Genomic DNA, 22,233 nt, shown 5'->3' on the forward strand with positions numbered 1-22,233 from the left:
GTTTCAATGCCTTGTGTCCCGGACTGACGATCCGGAATCAAGCGCCTCCGCCAAAATCGGGAGATTCTCCCAGCCAACCCTGGGAAGATCGCTCTACGGATTTCCGGGCTTTTTCGCAGTTTGTGGGTTCTCAGCGGGACGGAACGCCTTCGGGCCAACCGCGGGCGCGGCAGATCGCGTCCTTGTTTTCCCGCTCCTCCGGAGGACGTCCATGAAACGCGCGATGATTATCGGCCTGGGAGCGGCATTGCTCGCCGGAATCGTGCCCGCCTCGGCGAACGACAGCGTCGAGGCGATCGTCAAGGACCCCAAGCAGTGGGGCATCCAGACCGGCGATTACGCCAACACCCGCTACTCGAAGCTCGGCGACATCACCAAAGACAACGTCAAGAACCTGCAGGTCGCGTGGTCGTTCTCGACCGGCGTGCTGCGCGGCCACGAAGGCGGCCCGCTCGTCGTCGGTGACGTGATGTATGTCCACACGCCGTTCCCGAACGTCGTCTACGCGCTCGACCTCAACGAGGAAGGCAAGATCCTCTGGCGGTACGAGCCGCGTCAGGCGAACAACGTCGTTCCGGTGATGTGCTGCGACACGGTCAACCGCGGCGTCGCCTATGCCGACGGCATGATCTATTTCGAGCAGGCGGACACCACCGTGGTGGCGCTCGACGCCAAGACAGGCCAGGTGAAGTGGTCGGTCGTGAACGGCGACCCGAAGAAGGGCGAGACGAACACCGCGACGGTCATGCCGGTGAAGGACAAGCTGATCGTCGGCATCTCGGGCGGCGAATTCGGCGTCCGCGGCCATCTCACCGCCTACGACCTCAAGACCGGCAAGCTCGCCTGGCGCGCCTATTCCATGGGCCCCGACGAAGAGATGCTCGTCGATCCCGAGAAGACCACCGAGCTCGGCAAGCCGATCGGCAAGGATTCGTCGCTCAAGACCTGGGAAGGCGACCAGTGGAAGCAGGGCGGCGGCTCGACCTGGGGCTGGTACTCCTACGACCCGAAGCTGAACCTGATCTATTACGGCTCAGGCAACCCCTCGACCTGGAACCCCAAGCAGCGTCCCGGCGACAACAAGTGGTCAATGACCGTCTGGGCCCGCGATCCCGACACCGGCATCGCCAAGTGGGTCTACCAGCTGACGCCGCATGACGAATGGGATTACGACGCCGTCAACGAGATGATCCTCACGGATCAGAAGATCGGCGGAAAGGAGCGAAAGCTTCTGACTCATCCCGATCGCAACGGCTTCGCCTATACGCTCGACCGCGAAACCGGCGAACTTCTCGTCGCCGAGAAGTACGATCCGGTGGTGAACTGGGCCACCAAGGTCGACATGGACAAGTCGTCCAAGACCTATGGTCGTCCGCTGGTCGTCGCCAAGTACTCGACCGAGCAGAACGGCGAAGACGAGAATTCGCAGGGCATTTGCCCGACGGCTCTCGGCACCAAGGATCAGCAGCCATCGGCCTATTCGCCAAAGACCGAGCTGTTCTACATCCCGACCAACCACGTCTGCATGGATTACGAGCCGTTCCGCGTCTCGTACACAGCCGGTCAGCCCTATGTCGGCGCAACCCTCTCGATGTACCCCGCGCCGAACAGCCATGGCGGCATGGGCAACTTCATCGCCTGGGACAACGTCAAGGGTAAGATCGTCTGGTCCAACAAGGAGCAGTTCTCCGTGTGGTCCGGCGCGCTCGCCACGGCCGGCGGCGTCGTGTTCTACGGCACGCTCGAAGGCTACCTGAAGGCTGTCGACGCCAAGACGGGCAAGGAGCTCTACAAGTTCAAGACCCCGTCGGGCATCATCGGCAACGTCATCACCTACGAGCACAAGGGCAAGCAGTACGTCGCGGTGCTCTCGGGCGTCGGCGGTTGGGCGGGCATCGGCCTCGCGGCCGGTCTGAGCGGCAGCAGCGAAGGCCTTGGAGCCGTCGGCGGCTATGCAGCGCTCGCGAACTACACCGCGCTCGGCGGTCAGCTCACCGTCTTCACCCTTCGGGATTGACGAGGTCTGAGGCGCCGCTCCGCGCGGCGCCTCGACGAACTTTCCATAGCCTATGCGCGTCGGGCTCTCCTCCTCCCTCTGACCGACGCGAAACTTATGGACACGGCGGCGCCCAAGTGCGCCGCCGTTTTTTTATCTGGCTAGGGGCTCAGCCGGCGCGCTGATAGGCGTGCGCGGCGCGCAGCACGGTGGCGTCGTCGAAATGCCGACCGGTCAGCATCAGGCCGATCGGCATTCCCTTGACGCCGTGGACCGGCACCGAGATCGACGGATGGCCCGTCAAGTCGAAGGCAGCCGTGTTCTGGACCATATTAAGCGCCTGACCGACATAGGTCTTGCGGTCCTTCTCCACCGATTCCGGCAGCACGTGCGCCGTCTGCGGGGTGGTCGGCATCAGGACGAGGTCGGCCTCGGCCAAAATCCGGTTATAGGCCGCCGTCAAAGCGCGCGACTGATTTTGAGCGCGACCATAGAACACGCCCTGATAATTCTCGCGCATGTAGTGGGCCATGATCACGCCCATCTTCGCCGTCGCCGAGAAGTCTCCCCCGTTCGTGACGATGGCGCGGGACATAGCCGACATCAGACGCGTGTTGAAATAGCCCTTCGTCTGGTAGGCGGCATGGCCGTGATAGAAGCTGTCGACGCCGCCCTCGATGGCGATGGCGTTCCAGATCGGCACGACCCAGCGATGCTGAGGAACGGAAACTTCGCGAACCTCCGCTCCCAGGCTGGCGAGCTGCTCGGCCGCGGCGCGCACGGCTTCGTCGACCTCGGGCATCGACTCCGGCATGCCGAAGCCCTCCTTCACGACCGCGATCTTGAGCCCGCGCAGTCCCCCTTCGAGGGCGCTGCGATAGTCAGGAACGTCGATCGTGCTGGGCTGGCGGGGGTCAATCGCGGTGTCGTCCTTGCCTGCGATCACCTGGAGCATCAGGGCGCAGTCCTCGACCGTCGTCGCCATCGGGCCGATATGGTCGATCGTCTGGTCGAAGCCCACGATGCCGGTGTATGGCACCAGTCCATGGGTCGGCTTCAGCCCGACGGTGCCGCACCAGGACGATGGCATGCGGATAGACCCGCCCTGGTCGCCGCCGATTGCGATATCCACCAGCCCCGTCGCCGGAGCGATCGCGGAACCGCAGGACGAGCCGCCCGCGACGTGTTCGGGGTTGGCCGGATTGAGACCGGCGCCATAGGCGCTGGTGTGGCCCCCGCCGGAAAAGGCGAAGTCGCAGGTGTTGAGCATGGCGGTGATGTGACCGCCGGCCTCCAGGATGCGCCGCACGATGGTGGCGTCGATGTCCGGAACATAGTCATACAATAGCCGGGAGCCGCAGGTCGTCGGAATGCCGGCGACGCAGACAGTGTCCTTGATGCCGATCCGTTTGCCGGCCAGCGGCCCGACGGGCTCCACGGCCTGGACGCTGCAATATCGGACGACGGCGTTGAGAGGGTCATCTTCGCGGCTGGGTCGGGCGCCGGGCACGCGAACCGCGGGCGTCACCTCTCGGATGGGATCCGGATACTGATCAAGTTCATCGTACCCATCCATGACGTCTTTGACGATATCGAAGTAATCATCGACCTCCGCCTCGGTCAGTCGCAGATGATGGCGTTGTGATATGTCCGTGAGATCTTCACGCGAGGGCCGCCTCAACGTCATGTTCGTCTCCGAATTGGATGAGCATTGCTCAAGACATGTCCACGCACGCCGCGCTCCCGGGCGTGAGGTCGTTTCGTAGACCAATCCTGCCGTCATTCGCCGTTGTGGCTTGACGTGGGTTCTAGACAGCTAGACGATCGATCTAGCGCAATGAAACATGAAGGCTTGTATCCACGTCAATGCTCGGCTCTGGCGATCGATAGGTTCAGCCCGTGCGCCACTCGCATCGGATTTTGCTTGCCTCGCCGGGCTTAGATCGGGACCGACGTGACGTGGACCTGTCCAAGCTCACCAACGGCCTGCGACGACAGGCGCGACAGCGGAATCGAAATTCATGCTGCACATCGACCACGTGATCGGCGATCGATCCGAACCCGCGATGCACAAGCGCCTGCATCATCTCGAGCATCATGGGACCGTCGACGTCGTCACCATCCCGCTTGCGGACATGGCGCGGCATCGGCTGAGGATCGTCACGCCGGCAGGCGAAGATCTCGCGATCGCCCTGCCGCGCGACGAGAAGCTGTTCGACGGGGCGGTTCTGCTGATCGACGACGCGCGAGCCATCGTCGTGCGGGCGGAGGTCGAGCGCTGGCTGCGGCTGCAGCCCGCCACGATCGCGGACGCAATCGAGCTCGGCTACCACGCCGGGAACCTGCACTGGCGCGTGCGCTTCGACGGCGAATGCCTTCTGGTCGCACTGGAGGGCCCGGCCGACGCGTATTACGCTCGGTTGGAAGGGCTGCTGGCCGATCGCACGATCGAGACCACGATCGTCACAGGAGACCTCGCGGCGTGATCGGCGCGCTGCTCGCGATCTGGCAAGCCGACACGGCCTTTCCGAGCGGCGGCTTCGCCTTCTCGAACGGGCTCGAGGGTCTGGCGGCCGCCGAGGGCGCATTTTCAGCCGACGACCTCGAGGCCGTCATCGAGGGTGCGCTCCGCCGCCGCTGGGCGAGCGCCGACCGCCTCGCGATGGTCAGGGCGTTCGACAGGGCCATGGATCTCGACGCGGTCGCGCGCGTCGACCACGAGGTCGAGACGACGATCGTTTCGGAGCCGTTCCGAGCAGGCTCCCGCCGTAACGGCGCCAGCCTGCTGGCCTCGCATGTCAGGATCGGAACCCCCGGCGCCGGCGAATGGCAGGCGCTCGTCCGCGCCGGCCGCGCCTTCGGCCATCTCGCGGTGACGCAAGGCGTGGTCTGGCGCGGCGCAGGGCTAGACCTCACCGGCGCGGTGCTCGCCTCCGGCTACATGACGATCTCGAATTACACGACGGCCGCAGTCAGGCTTGGCGTCGTGGGCGCGGTCGCGGCGCAGACGATCGTGCGCCACCTGCTGCCGGTTCTCGCCGAGCTTGCGGCCTCGCCCCTCCCCGACCGGATCGAAAGTTTCTCGCCGCGCCTCGACGTCGCGGCCGCGCGCCATGCCCGCGCCGACCTCCGCCTGTTCTCGAACTGACTCCGGACCAGATCCCCGCATGCTGCTCACGCCGACGGAACTCGAACGCCTCACGATCTTCACCGCAGCCGAGCTCGCGCGAAAGCGGCGCGCCCGCGGGTTGAAGCTCAACTATCCCGAAGCGGTCGCGATCATCACCGACGACATCCTGGAAGGCGCCCGCGACGGCCGTTCGGTGGCAGACCTGATCGGCTTCGGCGCGACGGTTCTGACGAGCGACGACGTGATGCAGGGCGTGCCCGCCATGCTCCACATTTTGCAGGTCGAATGCACCTTTCCGGACGGCACCAAGCTCGTCACCGTGCATGAGCCGATCCGCCCTACGGAGGGATCAGCCGAAGATCCCGTCCGTCCGGGCGAGACGCTGGCGCTCGAAGGCGCGATCGAGCTCAACGAGGGACGCGCGCGCGTCACTCTGACCGCGACCAACAGCGGCGACCGGCCGGTGCAGATCGGCTCGCACTTCCATTTCTTCGAGGTCAACAGAGCCATGGAGTTCGACCGCGCGGCGGCCTTCGGCATGCGCCTTGACGTGCCGGCAGGCACCGCGGTCCGGTTCGAACCGGGCCAGACCAAGGAGGTCCAGCTGGTGACGTTCGGGGGCGAGCGCTTCGTCGGCGGTTTGAACGCGCTGTCGGACGGCGACACCACCACGCCTGCGGCCAAGGAGGCCGCGCTGGCCAAGGCCCGAGCGGCCGGTTTCCGGGGAGCCTGAGACATGGTCAGCATCACCCGCGGGGACTACGCCGCGATGTACGGCCCGACGGTCGGAGACGGCCTGAGGCTCGGCGACACCTCGCTCGTCGCAGTCGTGGAGAAGGACTACGCCACCTACGGCGATGAATGCCTGCACGGCGGCGGCAAGACGCTGCGCGACGGGCTGGGACTGGCGGCCGGGATCACCAACGCTCAAGGCGCGCTCGACTTCCTGCTCTGCAACGTCACGGTCATCGATGCCGTGCTCGGGATCGTCAAAGGCGATCTCGGCATCAAGGACGGCAAGATCGTGGGCGTCGGCAAGGCCGGTAATCCCGCCATCATGGACGGCGTCGACCCGCGGCTGATCGTGGGCGCCGGCACTACGGTCAGGGACTGCGAAGGCCTGATTGCAACCGCGGGCGGCATCGACGTTCACGTTCATTTCGATTCCGCAGGTCTCGTCGACCACGCGCTCGCGAGCGGCCTCACGACCATGCTCGGCGGCTCGCTCGGGCCGATCACCGTCGGCATCGACAGCGGCGGCCCGTTCAACACCGGCAAGATGCTGCAGGCCTCAGAGGCCTGGCCGATGAACTTCGGCTTCCTCGGCCGCGGCAACAGCCACATTCCGGGCTCGCTCAAGGAGCAGTTGGAGACCGGGTGTTGCGGGCTGAAGATCCACGAGGACTGGGGCGCAATGCCGGCGACGATCGACGCCTGCCTGCGCTCCGCCGACGAGCTCGACTATCAGGTTCAGCTGCACACCGACACGCTGAACGAGAGCGGCTTCCTGGAGGACACGCTGGCCGCGATCGGCGGCCGCACGATCCACATGTACCACACCGAAGGCGCCGGCGGCGGCCACGCGCCGGACATCATCCGGGTGGCGGGCGAGATGTACTGCCTGCCGTCGTCGACGAACCCGACCAATCCCTACACGGTCAACACGTTCGACGAACATCTCGACATGACCATGACGTGCCACCACCTCAATCCGGCAATCCCGGAGGACGTGGCCTTCGCGGAGAGCCGGATCCGCGCGCAGACCATTGCGGCCGAGGACGTGCTGCACGACATCGGCGCGATCTCGATGCTGGGCTCCGACAGTCAGGGCATGGGGCGCATTCACGAAGTCATCTGCCGGACATGGCAGCTCGCCTCCAAGATGAAGGATCAGCGCGGCCTGCTGCCGGAGGAGAAGACGGGCTTCGGCGACAACGCGCGCATCAAGCGGTACATCGCGAAATACACGATCAACGCGGCGCGCACGTTCGGGATCGCCCAGCACATCGGCTCGCTAGAAGACGGCAAGATGGCCGACATCGTGATCTGGCGGCCGGCCTTCTTCGGCATCAAGCCGGAGCTGGTGATCAAGGGCGGCTTCATCGCCTGGGGCGCGATGGGCGACAGCGCGGCTTCGCTGATGACCTGCGAGCCGATGCTGCTGCGCCCGCAATGGGGCGCGTTCGGCAAGGCGGCCCCTGCCCTCTCAGCTTGCTTCGTCCACCCGCTCGCGATCGCGCGCGGCCTACGCGAGGAGCTCGGCATCTCCAAGATGCTCCTGCCGGCGAGCGGCACGCGCGGGCTCAAGAAGTCCGACATGCTGCATAACGACGCTCTGCCGAACATCCGCGTCGACCCGCAGACCTTCGACGTATTCGTCGACGGCGAGCTCGCGACCTGCGAGCCCGCGACCGAGCTGCCGCTCGCGCAGCGCTACATGCTGAGGTGACGCCGGTGCTCGAACTCTCGTCTCGCAAGGTCTCCGGCGCCTCGCAGGCTTCCGCCGCGCGAATCGGCGTCGGCGGGCCGGTCGGATCCGGCAAGACCGCCCTGATTGAGCGGCTGATCCCCGTGCTGCGCGGCCGCGGCGTCGACCTTGCGGTCGTCACCAACGACCTCGTCACCAAGGAGGACGCCGAGCGCCTGCGCCGCTCCGGTTTGATTGATCCGGCGCGCGTCCTCGCCGTCGAGGCGGGCGCCTGCCCCCACACCGTGATCCGCGAGGACCCGACGCTGAACATGGCGGCCGGCGACGATCTTGAAGCGTCGTTTCCGGGGCTGGAGTTGATCATCTTCGAGTCCGGCGGCGACAATCTCGCTTCGACCTTCTCGCTCGACCTCGTGGACTGGTGGATGTTCGTGATCGACGTCGCCGGCGGCGACGACATCCCGCGCAAGAAGGGGCCGGGCGTGCTCAAGAGCGACCTGCTGGTCGTAAACAAGACCGACCTCGCGCCGTATGTCGGGGTCGATCTCGAAGGCATGCTGACCGAGGCGAACGCCGTTCGCGCGGGCAAGCCCGTGCTCGCCACCAACGCCCGTCGCGGCGAGGGCGTGGAGGCGGTTGCCGACATGATCTGCCGCGCGGTGCTGTTCCACGCATGAAGCCCGGCGACTACGCTTCCGGCGAAGCCGCGATCGGTCGTTCCCGTCGGGCCGATCTGGTGTTCGCACGTGGCGGCGGGCGCTCGGCGCTGATCCGCCAGACCGTTCCCTACCCTTTCCACGTCACGAAGCCCTTCGCGCTGGACCGTGACCGGCCGGACCTGGCGACGCTCTATCTGCAGTCGGCGTCCGGCGGGATCTATCGCGGCGACAAGCTGGATCTGTCGCTTGCCGTAAAGGCCGGCGCGGCGGTTCACGTCACCAGCCAGGCCGCCACTGTGGTGCACGACACCGGCGCTTATCCCGCCCGCCAGACGACCGCGCTCGACGTCGGCGAGAACGCATTCGCGGCGCTGACGCTCGATCCGCTGGTGATGTTCCCGGGCTCAGCCCTCGAGGTTCCGACCGTCGTCAGGCTCGCTCGCGGCGCGCTCGCGATCGTGGCGGACGGCGTCGCCTGGCATGACTTCAAGGCGCTTGGTCGGCCGTTCGCGTCGCTCAAGGCCGAGACGCTGGTGCATGGCCCGGACGGCGGCCTGCTGGTCTGCGACCGTTCGACGGTGGCGGGCGAAGAGCTGCTCGGCCCGCGCTCGCTGCTCGGGCCGGTCGCCGCGGCCTATGGCTCGGCGATGCTGCTCGGCCCCGCCGATCGCCTGCCATCAGCCAGCGCGATCGAGACGACTCTGGACGGTCTTGCCTGTTGGGCCGGCGCGAGCGCCCTGCCGCATGGGGCAGGCCTCGGAGTGCGGATGATCGCTGCAAATGGCGGCGCGGTCACGCGCGCCGTCGAGGCGCTGTTTGCGCTCGGTGTCGAAGCGATGCTGGGTTTTGCGCCGGCGCGGCGGCCGAAATGAGCGCGATCCAGAGCCACACCAGCTACTCTCCGGCTCGCGACGGGATCGGCGTTCGAGTCGTTTCGCTCGCAGCCGGGCAAACGAGTGAAGTCTCCAACACGGAAAGGTTTTAAGATGCGTCGCGCCTTGCTTGCACTCAGCGTCCTGCTGGTCCCCACCGCCGCCTACGCGCACGTTGGGGTCGGCGCTACGAACGGCTTCGCTCACGGCGTCCTTCATCCTGTGAGCGGCATCGACCACATCCTGACCATGGTCGCAGTCGGCGTATTCGCAGCCCAGCTTGGAGGCCGCGCAATCTGGGCGGTCCCCAGCGCTTTCGTCGGAATGATGATCGCTGGTGGCGCTCTCGGGATGTCCGGGGTGGAGATCCCGTTCGTCGAGAGCGGCATCGGCCTCTCGGTCGTCGCCTTGGGTCTTGCCGTAGCTTTCGGCCTCAGCGTCCCAGTGACTGCGGCGACAGCGCTCGTCGGCTTCTTCGCGATCTTCCACGGCCATGCCCACGGCGTCGAGATGCCCGACACGGCCTCCGGACTGGGTTACGGCGCAGGATTCGTGGTCGCGACGGCCATGCTGCACATGGGCGGCATCGGCTTAGGGCTGGCTGTCGGCAAAGGCGGAACGACCTACGGTCCCCGGATCACGCAAGTCGCGGGAGGCGCCATGACGGTCGCGGGCGTCGCCATCCTCGGCGGCGTTCTTTAGCCTTCGTTGGTTGTTCTACCGGCTCGACGTCAGAGGCCGGTCAGTCCGCGGGGATTCATGGAAGTCGCCTTCGGCGAAGCCGTCCGGCCGCTCATCCAGGGCGGATAGATGAAGCGCTCGGTGTTGTAGGGCTCGGGCGCGATCATCGACAGCGGCTTCTTGTGATCCTGGATCTGGTAGAAGATGTGCGGCATCCCGAGCGACGGGTCGTGCGTGACGACGGGATAAGGAACCACGGCCTGCCAGTCGGGATGATACCGGATCGTGCCGTGAACGCTGCGGTAGATCATGCCCTTCAGCGCGAACGCCACCTTGCGGTTCTGCTCGAAATCGCCCGGAGCGCCCGAGCCGCCGGCCATGGCTGCGGCGACTGCGTAATGGTGCATGTTGCTGTAGGACTGGCAGCCGATCGTCGCGGTCGAGCCCTCACCGAAGCGGGCATTGTAGCGCGCCTCGAAGCGCTTCCCCATTTCATCGCGCAGCAGGCCGATGACCGACGACACGATGACGCCGACGCTCGCTTCCTGAGCGATGTCCGTGAATGAGCGATGCATCGCGCCGTATTGCAGATAGACGATGCAATCCATGGGCTTCTCCATGAACTGCCGCTGGAAATGCGCGAGATCGGCGGCATAGAAATGCGTGTTGGCGACGACCGCCGGATTCGTCTCTCTGACCTCTTCGAGGATGTCGCGCCACTGGTTGGTCGGGGTTTGCACGATCTTCGGCCCGAAGCAGACCCGCCATCCGAAATCCGCCGCAGTCGCCGCCATCGCGTTGGCGATGACGATGCTGTACGGCTTCGAACCCGAAATGATCGCAAGTCGATCAGAATTCGGTCTCCACTGCCCGGAATCCCGGAGCCAGGAGATGAACTTGATGAAGCCGGGCCCGTACCAATAGTCCGCCGGGTCGGCCATGAAGCATCCGAAGTAGCGCTCCGGGTCGCTCATCACCGTATCGTGGTGCTGCAGCAGCGTGTTGGCGTGGACGTAGATGATGCCGGCGTCAGCGATCGGCTCGTATTCCGAGTTTTGCGGGCCGATGTTGTAGCCGTTGACGATCGCGTGGACCTGATGCTTTTCGATCAGCCATCGCGCGGCGCCGACGACCTCCTCAGCCGTCTGCCGGCAGGTGTCGGCGAAAATCGGCTCGATCGGACGCCCCAGCAGGCCTCCGCGCGCGTTCAGCTCCTCAACGGCGAGGATCATGCCTTTGCGGAACTCCGCGCCGTCGGCGGCGGAAGGCCCGGTCAGCGGGATCATGCTGCCGATCGGGACGGGCTTGGAGCTGGTGGACACCTTTGAACCTTCTCTCGATGCGGAGATCAGCGCCCTGGCGCTTTCACGAGACTGGGTTCGAACAGCAGATTGTGCATCAACACGCGCAGCCGGGGCGGGCTAACAGGCTTGATTAGCACGGGCAGGCCCGCCTCGCGGATGCTCTCCAGCACTCTGGGCTCGGCGTCGGCGGTAACGATCATAGCCGGCGTGTCGACGCCGAACACAGCACGCAAAGCCCTGATCACGTCCACTCCGGTTCGCGTCTTCAGATTGTAATCGGCGACGATGAGCTGCGGCGAAACGCCGGTTTCGGCAAGGCGGATCGCCTCCGCCTCATCCGCCGCCGCGTGCACTTCGATGCCCCAGCGTCGCAGCAGTTGGGTCATGGTTCCGCGCAAGATGTCGTCGTCCTCGACGAGCAGTACCGGCGTGTTTGCGAATTCGCCGGCGATCGCTTCGCTGATGTCCGTTTCGCCGACGTCGCTATGCCAGATGTTGCCGAACGGAACCGATATGGAGAACGTCGAGCCGCGTCCGAAGCTCGACTTCAGGCCGACGGGATGCTCGAGAAGATCCGCGAGGCGTTTGACGATATTGAGGCCGAGGCCGAGCCCGCTCTTTTGGCCGCGTCGCTCCTCGGCGACGCGGTAGAATTCCTCAAATACCCGTTCGCGCTCGTTCTCTCTGATCCCCCGGCCGGTATCGACGACCTCGATACGAAGCCCCTTGCCCTCCCTGCGGCAGCCGACCAGCACCCCACCCACCTCGGTGAAGCGGATCGCATTCGCAACGAAATTGCTCAGGATCCGTTCGAGTAACGCGCGATCGGTCGCGACGGTCCCGCGCGGCGTGACGAAGCGCAGCTTCAGCCCCTTCTCCTCCGCCTGATGGCGGAACTGGATGTCGAGGCGCTCGAACAACTGCGATATCTGGAACGACGTGATGCGCGGCTGAATGCGTCCGGCGTCGAGCTGACCGATCTGAAGAAGGGCGCCGAGCAGATCCTCCATGATCGACGCGGCGACGCCCATGGCGTGAAGCATGTCCGCGCGATGGTGCGCATCCTCTTCGCGAATGCAGTTGTAGATCAGGATCTTGAGCGAGGCGAGCGGCTGCCGGAGGTCGTGGTTCGCCGCGCGCAGGAAGCGTGACTTGGCCTCGTCGGTCGCCTCCGCCGCCTCTTTCGCCTCCCGCAACGCCAGCTCGTTTCGCTTGACCGCGGTAACGTCCGTGAACGTCACCGCCATGCCGCCCTCGCGCGTCGGAGCTTGGGTGACCTGCACAACGGCTCCGGCCGCAAACAGATAATCGCTCTGCTTCTCGACCCCGAAATTGGCGATCTCTCCCATCGCCCACTCGTCCGCCTCGTCGGCGAAGATGACTTCGTGGGAGCGGGCGAGCGCGAAGGTGAACTCATCGAACGACAAGCCGACCGAGACCGGCAGGTCGCAAATGCGCCGAAACGTATCATTGACGTAAGCGAGCTTGCGGTCCGCCGCCCACACCAGAAGACCGCTCGGAACGACGTCGAGCCCCGCCCAGATCGGCAAGAGCGGGTCCGCCATAGGCGGCGGCGCGCCGTCAGCCACGCTCGGAGGTCGCGGCCTCGCCGAACCGGCTGATCGCGTAGTGCACGGCGGTCGAGCGGTCACGGATGTTCAGCTTGCGCATGGCGTTGCCGAGATGGACGCGGACCGTCTGACTGCTGAGGTCGAATTCCTCGGCGATGCGCTTCACGGAATAGCCCCGTCCGAGCAAGCCGAAGACGTCGCGCTCCCGCGCCGTAAGGACGTCGAGATCGCGCTCGGGCTCTTGCAGCGTAGGTTCCGCCGGAGCGGGCTTCGCGGACGGTTGAGCGTTCGAGCGCTCGATGATCTTGCGCGGGAACGACACCTCGCCCGCAAGAACCCGCTCGAGCGCGCGTTCGATCTCGAGTCCTCCCGATGACTTTGGAATGTAGCCGATGACGCCTTGTTCGAGCGACTTCAGAACGTGGTCGACATCCTCGTGCACCGACACGACGACCACCGGCACATCGGGAAATGTCGACCGCAGGCGGCGCAGGCCACTGAACTCGTCGAACCCCGGCATCACGAGATCGACGAGCATCAAATCGATGTCGGAATGCTCACGCAGCAGCGCTTCGGCCTCGTCGAACGTTTCCGCTTCGAAGGTTTCGAGCGACTGGTGCAGGCGACGCATGACCTGCTTCAGGGATTGGCGGACCACCCAGTGATCGTCTGCGATCAGCACCTTCATCGGATCACGCGACCGTTTCTTCCCAAGCGCCGCTTTCGTCTAGTCCCGACAGGGCGCGCTGCGGCTGGCGCCCATGTTCATGGTCTATTTGTGTCATGCCCATTAAGGGTTTGAAAGAGCGCCGCGCCATCCGCGCAGCCATATTCACCACTCATGAACGATCGTCTAGACGCCGAAGGCGATCGGCAACCATGCCAGCGGCAGGTCCAAGACAACCGTCCTGGATGCGCATCGCTCCAGAGTGATCTCACGGTGATGCAGCCCGGCCGCGTTCCTCCGGGCGGCGGCTGACGATCTATCCCGGAGGCAATCCCCAGCTTAGTTAGATGAAACGTCTATTCTGCTAGGCGTGCCGCCCCACTAGAGAATGGCGCTGCCGGCTGGGCGCTTTTTCGATGCCACGAAAGCGAAAATAGCTCGCACCCGGCGAGGGCATGTTTCGCGATCGTTTGCGGACGGCACCTTACAGCGATCCGGCGTCGGCCTGCCGCGGGCACTATCAATTCCCAAGAGCACCAAGCCAAAGACGGCGCTCCAATTGAAGCGCAATCGCCCGTTTTGTGGGCCAATTGCATAAATTGCGAACGGCTTCCGCACACCGCGACGGCGCCAAGAACGGCCTTCGCAAGAAATTACGATGCCTGAGGAGAAACGTCTTGACGGCGTTTTGCACCGCAACCTAACATCTAGATGTTCAATCTAGCACAAGACGCCGCTGTCCGGACCGGATGGCCTTCGCTTCGCTGCGCCCCACCAACGAGAGGCCGAACCATGCAGTTCACCCGCCGCAACCTGCTCAGGACGACCGCCGCGGCCACTGCCGCGCTCGCCACCCCTCACCTTTGGCTTCCGGGCTCCAGCGAAGCCTGGGGCGCGACGATGAAGAAGGGTGAGCCGATCAAGGTCGGCCTGCTATTCTCCCTCACCGGCGCCCTCGCAGTGCCCGAGGAGGATTCGACCCTCGTCCTGCAATACGCTTTCGACGAGATCAACAAGGCGGGCGGCATCAACGGCGTGCCGGTGCAGCCGGTGATCGTCGACGCGAAATCCGACTTCGCGGTCTATTCCGAAAAGACCAAGGAGCTCATCCTGCGCGAGAAGGTCACCGCGCTGTTCGGCTGCTACACCTCCGCGAGCCGCAAGGCGATCCTGCCGACCGTGATGCAGCGCGACCATCTGCTTTACTACCCGACCTGCTACGAAGGCGCGGAGTGCACGCAGAACACGATCTGCACCGGCCCGCTCGCCAACCAGCACTCGCAGGACCTGATCCCCTTCATGGTCGAGAAGTTCGGCAAGAAGGTTTTCTTCGTCGGCTCGAACTACGTCTGGCCGAAAGAGTCGAACAAGAACGCCAAGGTCTGGCTCGAGAAGGCCGGCGGCGAGCTGGTCGGCGAGGAGTACATCCCGCTCGGCAGCTCCGAGTTCGGGCCTGTGCTCGGCAAGATTCGCGACGCCAAGCCGTCCTTCATCTTCTCAACCGTGGTCGGCGCTTCCGACATCGCCTTCCACAAGCAGTTCAAGCAGGAGGGCTTCAAGGTCGACTCGATGCCGATCGCCTCGCTCACCACGGGCGAGATCGAGACCCGCGCTATGGGCGCCGATTTCGGCGCCGGCCACTTCCTTTCGGCGCCGTACTTCCAGTCGCTCGACAATCCGACGAACCAGAAGTTCGTCGAGGGCTTCCTGAAAAGCAAGTACGGCAAGAACGGCACGACCCATTACAACATGGAGGAGACCTACCTCTCCGCCTACGTGTTCAAGGCGGGCCTGGAGAAGGCCGCGGCCGCGATGGGCATCGAGAACGTCACGCCGCGGGCGATCCGCGACCATTCCGGCGGCATTCGCATCGAGGACGCCGTCTCGCCGGAAGGCCTGATCTGGATCGACGAAAACAACTTCAACACCTGGCTGAAGCCGAAGATCGGCCAGTGCCAGGGCGACGGCACGTTCAAGATCGTGAAGGCCGCCGAGAAGCACGTCGCTCCGGACCCCTACTCGATCTACCCGGACGCCGGCGTCTGCACGAAGGACGGCCTGAAGGCCGCCGACGGCAAGCTGCGCAAGAGCGTCATCTGACGCTACGCCACATGGTCGGCCTCGCGGCGCTCATGCGTCGCGAGGCGCCTTTATTGCACTGCGAAACAAGCGCCACCGCTGGGAGGCGCTTGTCCGCGCCCGGCGCAGCGCGAGGGAAGACTCGAAATGGATGTCAGCTCGTTCCTGAACGCGCTCATTTTAGGCGTCAGCATCGCCAGCATCTGGCTGATCGCGGCGCTTGGATTGACGATCATCTACGGCGCCGCCGGCGTGATCAACATGGCGCATGGCGAGCTGATCATGCTCGGCGCCTACAGCTCCTACATGCTGCAGTTCTATCTCGGCGTGCCGTATCTGCTCTGCATCCCGGCGTCCTTCGTCATCGTGGCGCTGGTCGGGCTGGCGCTTGAGCGCGGGCTCATCCGCTACCTCTACCATCGACCACTCGATACGCTGCTCGCGACCTACGGCGTCTCGCTGGTGCTGATGCAAGGCGTCCGCCTGATCTTCGGCAGCGACCCGAAATATCTCGCCGTTCCGGAGATCTTCTCCAGCAACGTCTCGCTCGGTTTCGCGTCCATCTCGACGTTCCGGCTCGTCATCCTGGCCGTGACGGCGCTGCTCGTGTTCGCGCTCTGGCTGCTGTTCTACAAAACCAGGTTCGGCGTCCAGGTTCGCGCGGTGATGCAGAACAAGGAGATGGCCGCGTCCTTCGGCATCAACGCCGGCCGCGTCTACATGCTGACCTTCGCGCTCGGGGCCGGTCTCGCTGGCGTCGCCGGCTCGTTGTTCGGGGTTCTCGCCATCGTGCTGCCGACGATGGGCGCGAGCTATGTCGTGCAGGCCTTCCTCATGGTTGTGGTGGGCGGCGGCTCGCTCGCCGGCAGCGTGGCCGCGAGCGGCGTGACCGGCGAGCTTCAGTCAGTCTTCGCCTCCTTCACCAACGACACCTTCGCCCGCTTCATCATCTTCGTCCTGATCGTGGTGTTCCTGAGGTTCCGGCCGCAGGGCCTGTTCGCCCAGGCGGGCGCGCGGCGATGAACGCCCGCTTCGCCAGGATCGACATGTACAGAGCGCGTTGAGACGATGGGAAACCTCTACCACAACAAGACCGCGCAATGGATCGCCTACGGTGTGTTCTTCGCCGTCCTTGCGATCATCCCGCTCACCGTCGACGACAGCTTCCTGCTGAACCAGTTCGCCACCTATGGCGTCTACGGCATGCTGGCGTTGTCGATCAGCCTCTGCTGGGGCTTCGGCGGCATCCTGAACCTCGGCCAGGGCATCGCGTTCGGTCTCGGCGCTTACGGCATGGCCATGACCATGCAGATGCAGAGCCAGACGGAATCGAACCCGATCCCGCCTTTCATGCTGAACAACAGCCTCGATCACCTGCCGATGCTTTGGCAGCCGTTCCAGAGCACGGGCACGGGCATGGTCCTCGCGATCGCGGCGCCGACGCTATTCTGCGCGGTGTTCGGCGGCATCATGTTCCGCGCGCGCGTGTCGGGGCCGTTCTTCGCGATCATGACGCTCGCGATGCTGTCGGCGTTCTACACCATCATCCTCGACCGCCAGGCCTATACGGGCGGCGTGAACGGCCTGACGCCGCCCTCCGCCTTCCAGTTCGCGGGAGTCGAGATCGATCCTTACAGCCCGACCGCTTATTGGGTGGTGTTCTGCTTCCTCATGGGCGCGACCGTCGTGGCGAAGCTCATCACCCAGAGCTCCTTCGGCCTCGTCACCCAGGCGATCCGCAACGACGCCGAGCGCGTGCGCTTCCTCGGCTACAGCGTCGCGGGCTATGAGACGGTGATCTACACGATCTCGGGCCTGATCGCGGCGATCGCGGGCTGCTGCTGGGTCATGCTGGTCCAGTATGTCTCGCCCGCGCAGCTCGACGTCAGCTTCAGCCTCTCGATGGTGATCTGGGCGGCGATCGGCGGAAGGCTGTCGCTGCTGGGCTCGATCTTCGGCGCGTTCCTCATCCAGGGCGCCCAGAGCTATCTCGGCGACACCTTCCTCGCGACATGGCTGCTGATCCTCGGCGGCTTCTTTATCCTGGTGGTGCGCTTCCTGCCGAACGGCCTCGCGAGCCTGCTCGAATCCGGGCTCGGGCTGCTGGCGACGAAACGCCCCTCCCCGGCCGCCCAATCGAACGGCGACGCCAAACCCATGCCAGCGGAGTAGGACGGCGATGCCTGGCCTTCTCGAGATCCACAATCTGTCGAAGAGCTTCGACGCCACCAAGGTCATCGACAACTTCAGCCTCGAAGTCGTCGAAGGGACGCTTTGCTGCCTCGTCGGCCCCAACGGCGCCGGCAAGACCACGACGCTCGATCTCATCACCGGCCGCATCAAGCCGACCGGCGGGAAGATCCTGTTCGCCAACGAAGACATCACGGCCAAGCACGAACACGTCATCGCGCGCGCCGGCATCGGGCGGAAGTTCCAGGTGCCCGCCGTGCTGCGCGACCTGACGGTGCGGCAGAACCTCGAGGTCTCCTATAGCCGGCAGACCAACCCGTTCTGGAACCTGTTCAAGTTCCGCCCGGCCGGCCTCAAGACCAAACTGGACGAGATCGCGACGCTCGCCGGCCTGACCGGGCGCCTGAACGAGCGCGCCGGCATCCTCAGCCACGGCGAGACTCAGTGGCTCGAGATCGGCATGGTGCTGATGCAGGAGCCGCGGCTTCTGCTGATGGACGAGCCGATCGCGGGGATGACAGAGGTCGAGATCGAGAAGACCGCCCGGATCTTCAAGGATCTGCGCAAGACCGCGACGCTGATCGTGGTCGAGCACGACATGGGCTTCGTGCGCGAGATCGCCGACGTCGTCACCGTCATGCACATGGGCTCGCTGCTGGCGCAGGGCACGATCCGGCAGGTCGAGGCCGACCCGCGCGTCCGCGACGTCTATCTCGGCGAGCAGGAGGCGGCATGACCACGCTGCTCGACTTCGAAAACGTCACGTCCTTCTACGGTGCGACCCGCATCCTGAAGGACTTCTCCTTCGACATGCAGAAGGGCCAGTGCCTGTGCGTGCTCGGGCGCAACGGCGTCGGCAAGACCACGCTGATGCGTACCATCATGGGCCTGACCGACAGGTCGACCGGGACGATCCGCATCAACGGGACCGACCTGACCGGCAAGGCGCCGCATGTCCGCGCCAAATATGGGCTCGGCTATGTGCCGCAGGGCCGCGGCATTCTCTCGGATTTCACGGTCCGCGAGAACATCCTGCTCGGCACCTTCGCGCGTTCCGACAACGCGCAGGAGATTCCGGAGATCTGCCTGAGGATCTTCCCCTACCTCAAGGAGAACCTGGACCGCCGCGCCGGCCTGCTCTCCGGCGGTCAGAAGCAGCAGCTCGCGATCGCCAGGGCGCTCGCGGTCGGACCGGAGATCCTGCTGCTCGACGAGCCGACGGAGGGCATTCAGCCCAACATCGTCAACGAGATCGGCGAGATCCTGAAGATGCTCAACAAGGAGCTTGGCATCAGCCTGATCCTGACCGAGCAGCACATCAAAGTCGCGCGCAAGCTGGGCGACGCCTTCATCATGGTCGACAACGGGCGCGTGGTCGCCCGCGGTCCGATCGCCGACATGACCGACGCCCTGGTCGAGAAACATATGACGATCTAGCGTCTAGAGTTCTCGTCTAGAAAAAATGTTTCGCGCCATTGACGTTTCGATCAAGTCTGAGCTAGATTTGAACTTGCAAAAATAAAGAAAAGGCCCTGCCTTTTCTGTCTCATGACGTCCGCATGCTTGCGGTCTATGGACACTTACGCCTCCCGATAGGCGGCGTTGCTTCAGAGAGGCCTGAGATGATCCCAATTCCGAAGAAGGGCACGCCGGAGCGCGAGGCCATGATCAAGGAGCATCGGGAGTGCGTCGACTCCATGAAGGGAGTGGCGGGCTTCTCCGTGCTGAAGTGCGAGACGCCTGGCGACACGACGGTCGTCACCGGCGGCGTGCACGAGCACCCGGACCTCAAGCGCGTCCTGCTGCGCATGCGCGGAGAATCGCCGAAGGGCAAGCTGATCGTGATCTGCACAAAGGTCGACGCCGAGTGGCGCATCGGCCGGCTGTCAGGCATTCGTGGCGTGCCGCCGGAGTTCGTCGGCGACAAGATCTACACGGACGAGCAGGAAATCCAGCACGACATCTTTCTGATGCGGCTGGACGAGCTGCCGGAGACCGCCGGCATGCCGGAACATTTCGACGAAGGCTGGAAGCGCAAGGACGACAACTGGCCGGTCACCTGACCGGCCCGACGCCGGCCTCCTGACCTCAAGCCCCGTCAGGATCTTCCATCCCCAAACGCCATCTCCGCTGACGCCTCGGCTTCCGCGAACGAGAGCGGCTTGCCAGACGCGCGACTTTCATTCTGGAGACGACCATGTGCGCCATGCGGTTGACTGGATACGCCGACAAGTTCGGCGTCCACCCCGGCGACAAGATCAAGTTCTACGTCAATTGCGACGGTCCGGCCGAGTATAAGGCCGAACTCGTCCATATGATCCATGGCGACACCAATCCCCGTGGCCCGGGCTTCATCGAGAAGCCGCTTTCGGCCGACGTCAACGGGTCGTACCAGGGCCGCAAGCAGATCATACACGGCGGATCGTACGGTTTCGTCGAAGACAAGCCGCAGCTCAACGTCGAAAGCTTCACGCTGCAGTGCTGGATCTGGCCGACGACGCCGAAGACCCACCCGCGTTACTGGAAGCATGGCGCGCAAGGCCTCGTGACCAAGTGGTCCGACGGCAAGGGCTACGGCCTCTTCATCAACGAAGAGGGCCAGGTCGAGCTGCGCATCAACGACCAGAAAGTCACCACCGGCGCGCCTATCCGCGACCACGCCTGGCACTTCGTCGCCGCGAGCTACGACGCCGAAACCGGCGAGGCCACGCTCTACCACGAGCCGCAGATCGTCTACGCGCTCGACCCGGTGATCGAGCCGGTCACGGCCGCCATCGCGGCGAAACCGATCGCCATCCCCGCCCCGCTCGCGATCGCCGCCTATGTCGACAAGGTCGACGACAGCGCGCTGGCGAAGTCTTCGCTGCCCGCGGGGGTCTGGTTCACCGGCAAGTACAACGGCAAGATCGACAGCCCGCGCCTCTGCAAAAAGGCGTTGAGCCGCCTGGAGATCGAGCAGATGAAGGGCGGCGCACAGCCCGGCCTCACCGAGCGGCGCAACTCAGGTCCGACCGGCGCACTCTCGGAGGTCATCGTTGCGGCCTGGGACTTCTGGGACGGCATCGACACCATCGTCGCCAAGGACAACGGTCCTTACCGCTTCGACGCCACCCTGGTGAACTGCCCGACCCGCGCGCTCACCGGCTACAACTGGGCCGGCCAGAACTTCGACTGGAAGTACGCGAAGAAGGAATACGGCGCGATCCACTTCCACGACGACGATGTCGACGACGCCCGCTGGGAGTTCGACATGGAATGGACCGTGCCGGAGGGCTTCAGGAGCACGTCCTACGCGATCAAGCTGACCACGAGCGAAGGCGACGAGGACTACATCCCGTTCTGGGTCGTCCCGAAGATCGGCCAGGAGCAGTCGAAGATCGCCGTCATGATCCCGACGATCAGCTACATGGCCTACGCCAACGAACACGTGGCCTGTAACGCCGGCGGCGCGGAGCTGTTCGTCTACCGCGTGCCGATCATGCAGCACCAGAACATGTTCCTGGCGGAGCATCGCGAATACGGCGGCTCGATCTACGACACGCACACCGACGGCTCGGGCATCTGCATGTCGTCGCGGCTGCGCCCGATCCTGTCGATCCGGCCGAAATACGACCACTTCCTCGCACAGGCGCCGTGGCAGTACCCGGCCGATCTCCACCTGATCTACTGGTTGGAGACGATGGGCTACCAGTACGACATCATCACGGACGAAGACGTGACGTATGACGGCGTGGCCCGGCTCGAAGGCTACAACGTCGTCATCACCGGCTCGCATCCCGAGCACAATTCCGGAACCCAGCTCGACGCGCTGCACAACTACACCCAGCGCGGCGGTCGCCTGATGTATATGGGCGCCGACGGTTGGTACTGGGTGCACTCCTACCACCCGGCCTATGACGACAAGGGCCGCGGCGTCATCACGGAGATGCGGCGCTGTGAGTCCGGCATCCGCACCTGGCGCGCCGATCCCGGCGAATACTATCACCAGGGCACCGGCGAACTCGGCGGCATGTGGCGCTTCCGCGGCCGCCAGCTCTATTCGGTCGCCGGCGTCGGCATGACGAACGAAGGGTTCGACATCTCGACCTACTTCAGCCGCACGCCGGACAGCCTTGATCCGCGTGTCGCGTGGGCCTTCGAAGGCATCGAGTACGACGAGAAGCTCGGCAATTTCGGTCTCGTCGGCGGCGGCGCCGCGGGTCTCGAGCTCGACATCGTCGACACGATGCTGGGCTCGCCCCCTCACACTCTGGCGGTCGCGACGTCCGCCGGCCGGCACACCGAGGCCTATCTCCTCGTCATGGAGGATTTCGGCTTCAACCAGCAGGGCCTCGACGGCACGACGCATCCCCGAGTTCGCGGCGACATCGCCTTCCACGAGACTCCGAACGGCGGCGGCGCCTTCTCGTTCTCCTCGATCGCCTTCTGCGGCTCGCTGCCGTGGAACGAGGGCAAGAACAACATATCAACGCTGGTCGGCAACGTGCTGAACCGCTTCATGGCGGACGGCCCCCTGCCGCCGCCGCCGGCCGACGCGATCAAGCATCGCGGCCGAGCGGACTATGAGTCCCCCGCTTTGGCGTCGAAACCCTCCTGAGGCGCCAATCGCCGGCGTCCGCAGACCCGATTGCGGGCGCCGGCATTCTTCATTTTCGT

19 protein-coding genes are annotated in these 22,233 nt (G+C 64.8%); 15 read left to right on the forward strand and 4 right to left on the reverse strand.

The genetic code is table 11. The features are described 5' to 3' along the window. Positions 1-211: 211 nt before the first annotated feature. Entirely contained in the window at positions 212-2,017 is a 1,806-nt protein-coding gene (locus EYR15_RS00825) for a methanol/ethanol family PQQ-dependent dehydrogenase (RefSeq protein WP_131000997.1), read from the forward strand. A 148-nt stretch (positions 2,018-2,165) separates the two neighbouring features. Here EYR15_RS00825 and EYR15_RS00830 read toward each other — a convergent pair whose 3' ends face one another. Next, the gene (locus EYR15_RS00830) at positions 2,166-3,683 is read right to left on the reverse strand and encodes an amidase (RefSeq protein WP_165455385.1); all 1,518 of its coding nucleotides are present in this window, start codon (positions 3,681-3,683) and stop codon (positions 2,166-2,168) included. A 334-nt stretch (positions 3,684-4,017) separates the two neighbouring features. On the opposite strand from EYR15_RS00830, the gene ureE reads away from it, so the two are divergent. The 7 genes from ureE (at position 4,018) to EYR15_RS00865 (ending at position 9,787) form a co-directional block, all read left to right on the forward strand. Continuing rightward, positions 4,018-4,482: an urease accessory protein UreE gene (gene ureE, locus EYR15_RS00835; protein ID WP_131000999.1), complete on the forward strand. Its 465-nt coding sequence runs from the start codon at positions 4,018-4,020 to the stop codon at positions 4,480-4,482. Continuing rightward, positions 4,479-5,144: an urease accessory protein UreF gene (locus tag EYR15_RS00840; protein WP_131001000.1), complete on the forward strand. Its 666-nt coding sequence runs from the start codon at positions 4,479-4,481 to the stop codon at positions 5,142-5,144. The genes ureE and EYR15_RS00840 overlap by 4 nt, the downstream gene beginning before the upstream one ends. Positions 5,145-5,163: 19 nt before the next feature. Next, positions 5,164-5,859, forward strand: coding sequence for an urease subunit gamma (locus EYR15_RS00845; RefSeq protein WP_131001001.1), 696 nt, complete (start codon positions 5,164-5,166; stop codon positions 5,857-5,859). Positions 5,860-5,862: 3 nt separating this feature from the next. After that, a complete protein-coding gene (gene ureC / locus EYR15_RS00850; protein WP_131001002.1) occupies positions 5,863-7,575 on the forward strand; it encodes an urease subunit alpha in 1,713 nt (570 codons plus the stop codon). A gap of 5 nt (positions 7,576-7,580) precedes the next feature. Further along, on the forward strand, positions 7,581-8,231 hold the full coding sequence (gene ureG / locus EYR15_RS00855; RefSeq protein WP_131001003.1) for an urease accessory protein UreG: 651 nt from the start codon (positions 7,581-7,583) through the stop codon (positions 8,229-8,231). Continuing rightward, positions 8,228-9,085, forward strand: coding sequence for an urease accessory protein UreD (locus EYR15_RS00860; RefSeq protein WP_131001004.1), 858 nt, complete (start codon positions 8,228-8,230; stop codon positions 9,083-9,085). Before ureG ends, EYR15_RS00860 begins: the two co-directional genes overlap by 4 nt. 114 nt (positions 9,086-9,199) lie before the next feature. Beyond that, complete coding sequence (locus EYR15_RS00865) at positions 9,200-9,787, forward strand: HupE/UreJ family protein (RefSeq protein WP_131001005.1); 588 nt, start codon at positions 9,200-9,202, stop codon at positions 9,785-9,787. 29 nt (positions 9,788-9,816) lie between these two features. On the opposite strand, the gene EYR15_RS00870 is transcribed toward EYR15_RS00865, so the two are convergent. From EYR15_RS00870 to EYR15_RS00880, 3 genes are read right to left on the reverse strand one after another with little or no spacing between them, the layout of a single operon-like run. Beyond that, on the reverse strand, positions 9,817-11,088 hold the full coding sequence (locus EYR15_RS00870) for an ABC transporter substrate-binding protein (protein ID WP_245498080.1): 1,272 nt from the start codon (positions 11,086-11,088) through the stop codon (positions 9,817-9,819). Positions 11,089-11,114: 26 nt separating this feature from the next. After that, a complete protein-coding gene (locus EYR15_RS00875) occupies positions 11,115-12,635 on the reverse strand; it encodes a hybrid sensor histidine kinase/response regulator (protein ID WP_131001006.1) in 1,521 nt (506 codons plus the stop codon). Positions 12,636-12,651: 16 nt separating this feature from the next. Then, positions 12,652-13,329, reverse strand: a complete 678-nt coding sequence (locus EYR15_RS00880) for a response regulator transcription factor (RefSeq protein ID WP_131001007.1) — start codon at positions 13,327-13,329, stop codon at positions 12,652-12,654. Between the two features lie 771 nt (positions 13,330-14,100). On the opposite strand from EYR15_RS00880, the gene EYR15_RS00885 reads away from it, so the two are divergent. From EYR15_RS00885 to EYR15_RS00915, 7 genes are all read left to right on the forward strand, one after another. Continuing rightward, positions 14,101-15,408 carry a transporter substrate-binding domain-containing protein gene (locus tag EYR15_RS00885; protein ID WP_131001008.1) on the forward strand — a complete coding sequence of 436 codons (1,308 nt, stop codon included), beginning with the start codon at positions 14,101-14,103 and terminating at the stop codon, positions 15,406-15,408. A gap of 126 nt (positions 15,409-15,534) precedes the next feature. Further along, a complete protein-coding gene (gene urtB, locus EYR15_RS00890) occupies positions 15,535-16,410 on the forward strand; it encodes an urea ABC transporter permease subunit UrtB (RefSeq protein ID WP_131001009.1) in 876 nt (291 codons plus the stop codon). Between the two features lie 45 nt (positions 16,411-16,455). Continuing rightward, a complete protein-coding gene (gene urtC / locus EYR15_RS00895; protein WP_131001010.1) occupies positions 16,456-17,559 on the forward strand; it encodes an urea ABC transporter permease subunit UrtC in 1,104 nt (367 codons plus the stop codon). Between the two features lie 7 nt (positions 17,560-17,566). Then, on the forward strand, positions 17,567-18,313 hold the full coding sequence (gene urtD / locus EYR15_RS00900; RefSeq protein WP_131001011.1) for an urea ABC transporter ATP-binding protein UrtD: 747 nt from the start codon (positions 17,567-17,569) through the stop codon (positions 18,311-18,313). Beyond that, complete coding sequence (gene urtE / locus EYR15_RS00905; RefSeq protein ID WP_131001012.1) at positions 18,310-19,014, forward strand: urea ABC transporter ATP-binding subunit UrtE; 705 nt, start codon at positions 18,310-18,312, stop codon at positions 19,012-19,014. Before urtD ends, urtE begins: the two co-directional genes overlap by 4 nt. Before the next feature lie 185 nt (positions 19,015-19,199). Continuing rightward, a complete protein-coding gene (locus EYR15_RS00910; protein ID WP_131001013.1) occupies positions 19,200-19,640 on the forward strand; it encodes a N,N-dimethylformamidase alpha subunit family protein in 441 nt (146 codons plus the stop codon). 134 nt (positions 19,641-19,774) lie between these two features. Next, on the forward strand, positions 19,775-22,174 hold the full coding sequence (locus tag EYR15_RS00915) for a N,N-dimethylformamidase beta subunit family domain-containing protein (protein ID WP_131001014.1): 2,400 nt from the start codon (positions 19,775-19,777) through the stop codon (positions 22,172-22,174). Positions 22,175-22,233 lie beyond the last annotated feature (59 nt).

The sequence above is a fragment of the Hansschlegelia quercus genome (assembly GCF_004310425.1).
GTDB lineage: Bacteria > Pseudomonadota > Alphaproteobacteria > Rhizobiales > Methylopilaceae > Methylopila > Methylopila quercus.

Excerpts from the sequence above, each read along its gene's own strand:
- urtB (WP_131001009.1), top strand. The coding sequence starts at position 15,535 with ATGGATGTCAGCTCGTTCCTGAACGCGCTCATTTTAGGCGTCAGCATC.
- EYR15_RS00910 (WP_131001013.1), top strand. The coding sequence starts at position 19,200 with ATGATCCCAATTCCGAAGAAGGGCACGCCGGAGCGCGAGGCCATGATC.
- urtD (WP_131001011.1), top strand. The coding sequence starts at position 17,567 with ATGCCTGGCCTTCTCGAGATCCACAATCTGTCGAAGAGCTTCGACGCC.
- EYR15_RS00885 (WP_131001008.1), top strand. The coding sequence starts at position 14,101 with ATGCAGTTCACCCGCCGCAACCTGCTCAGGACGACCGCCGCGGCCACT.
- EYR15_RS00875 (WP_131001006.1), bottom strand. The coding sequence starts at position 12,635 with ATGGCGGACCCGCTCTTGCCGATCTGGGCGGGGCTCGACGTCGTTCCG.
- EYR15_RS00880 (WP_131001007.1), bottom strand. The coding sequence starts at position 13,329 with ATGAAGGTGCTGATCGCAGACGATCACTGGGTGGTCCGCCAATCCCTG.
- urtE (WP_131001012.1), top strand. The coding sequence starts at position 18,310 with ATGACCACGCTGCTCGACTTCGAAAACGTCACGTCCTTCTACGGTGCG.
- EYR15_RS00845 (WP_131001001.1), top strand. The coding sequence starts at position 5,164 with ATGCTGCTCACGCCGACGGAACTCGAACGCCTCACGATCTTCACCGCA.
- EYR15_RS00865 (WP_131001005.1), top strand. The coding sequence starts at position 9,200 with ATGCGTCGCGCCTTGCTTGCACTCAGCGTCCTGCTGGTCCCCACCGCC.
- ureC (WP_131001002.1), top strand. The coding sequence starts at position 5,863 with ATGGTCAGCATCACCCGCGGGGACTACGCCGCGATGTACGGCCCGACG.
- EYR15_RS00915 (WP_131001014.1), top strand. The coding sequence starts at position 19,775 with ATGTGCGCCATGCGGTTGACTGGATACGCCGACAAGTTCGGCGTCCAC.
- EYR15_RS00860 (WP_131001004.1), top strand. The coding sequence starts at position 8,228 with ATGAAGCCCGGCGACTACGCTTCCGGCGAAGCCGCGATCGGTCGTTCC.
- EYR15_RS00825 (WP_131000997.1), top strand. The coding sequence starts at position 212 with ATGAAACGCGCGATGATTATCGGCCTGGGAGCGGCATTGCTCGCCGGA.
- EYR15_RS00830 (WP_165455385.1), bottom strand. The coding sequence starts at position 3,683 with ATGACGTTGAGGCGGCCCTCGCGTGAAGATCTCACGGACATATCACAA.
- ureE (WP_131000999.1), top strand. The coding sequence starts at position 4,018 with ATGCTGCACATCGACCACGTGATCGGCGATCGATCCGAACCCGCGATG.
- urtC (WP_131001010.1), top strand. The coding sequence starts at position 16,456 with ATGGGAAACCTCTACCACAACAAGACCGCGCAATGGATCGCCTACGGT.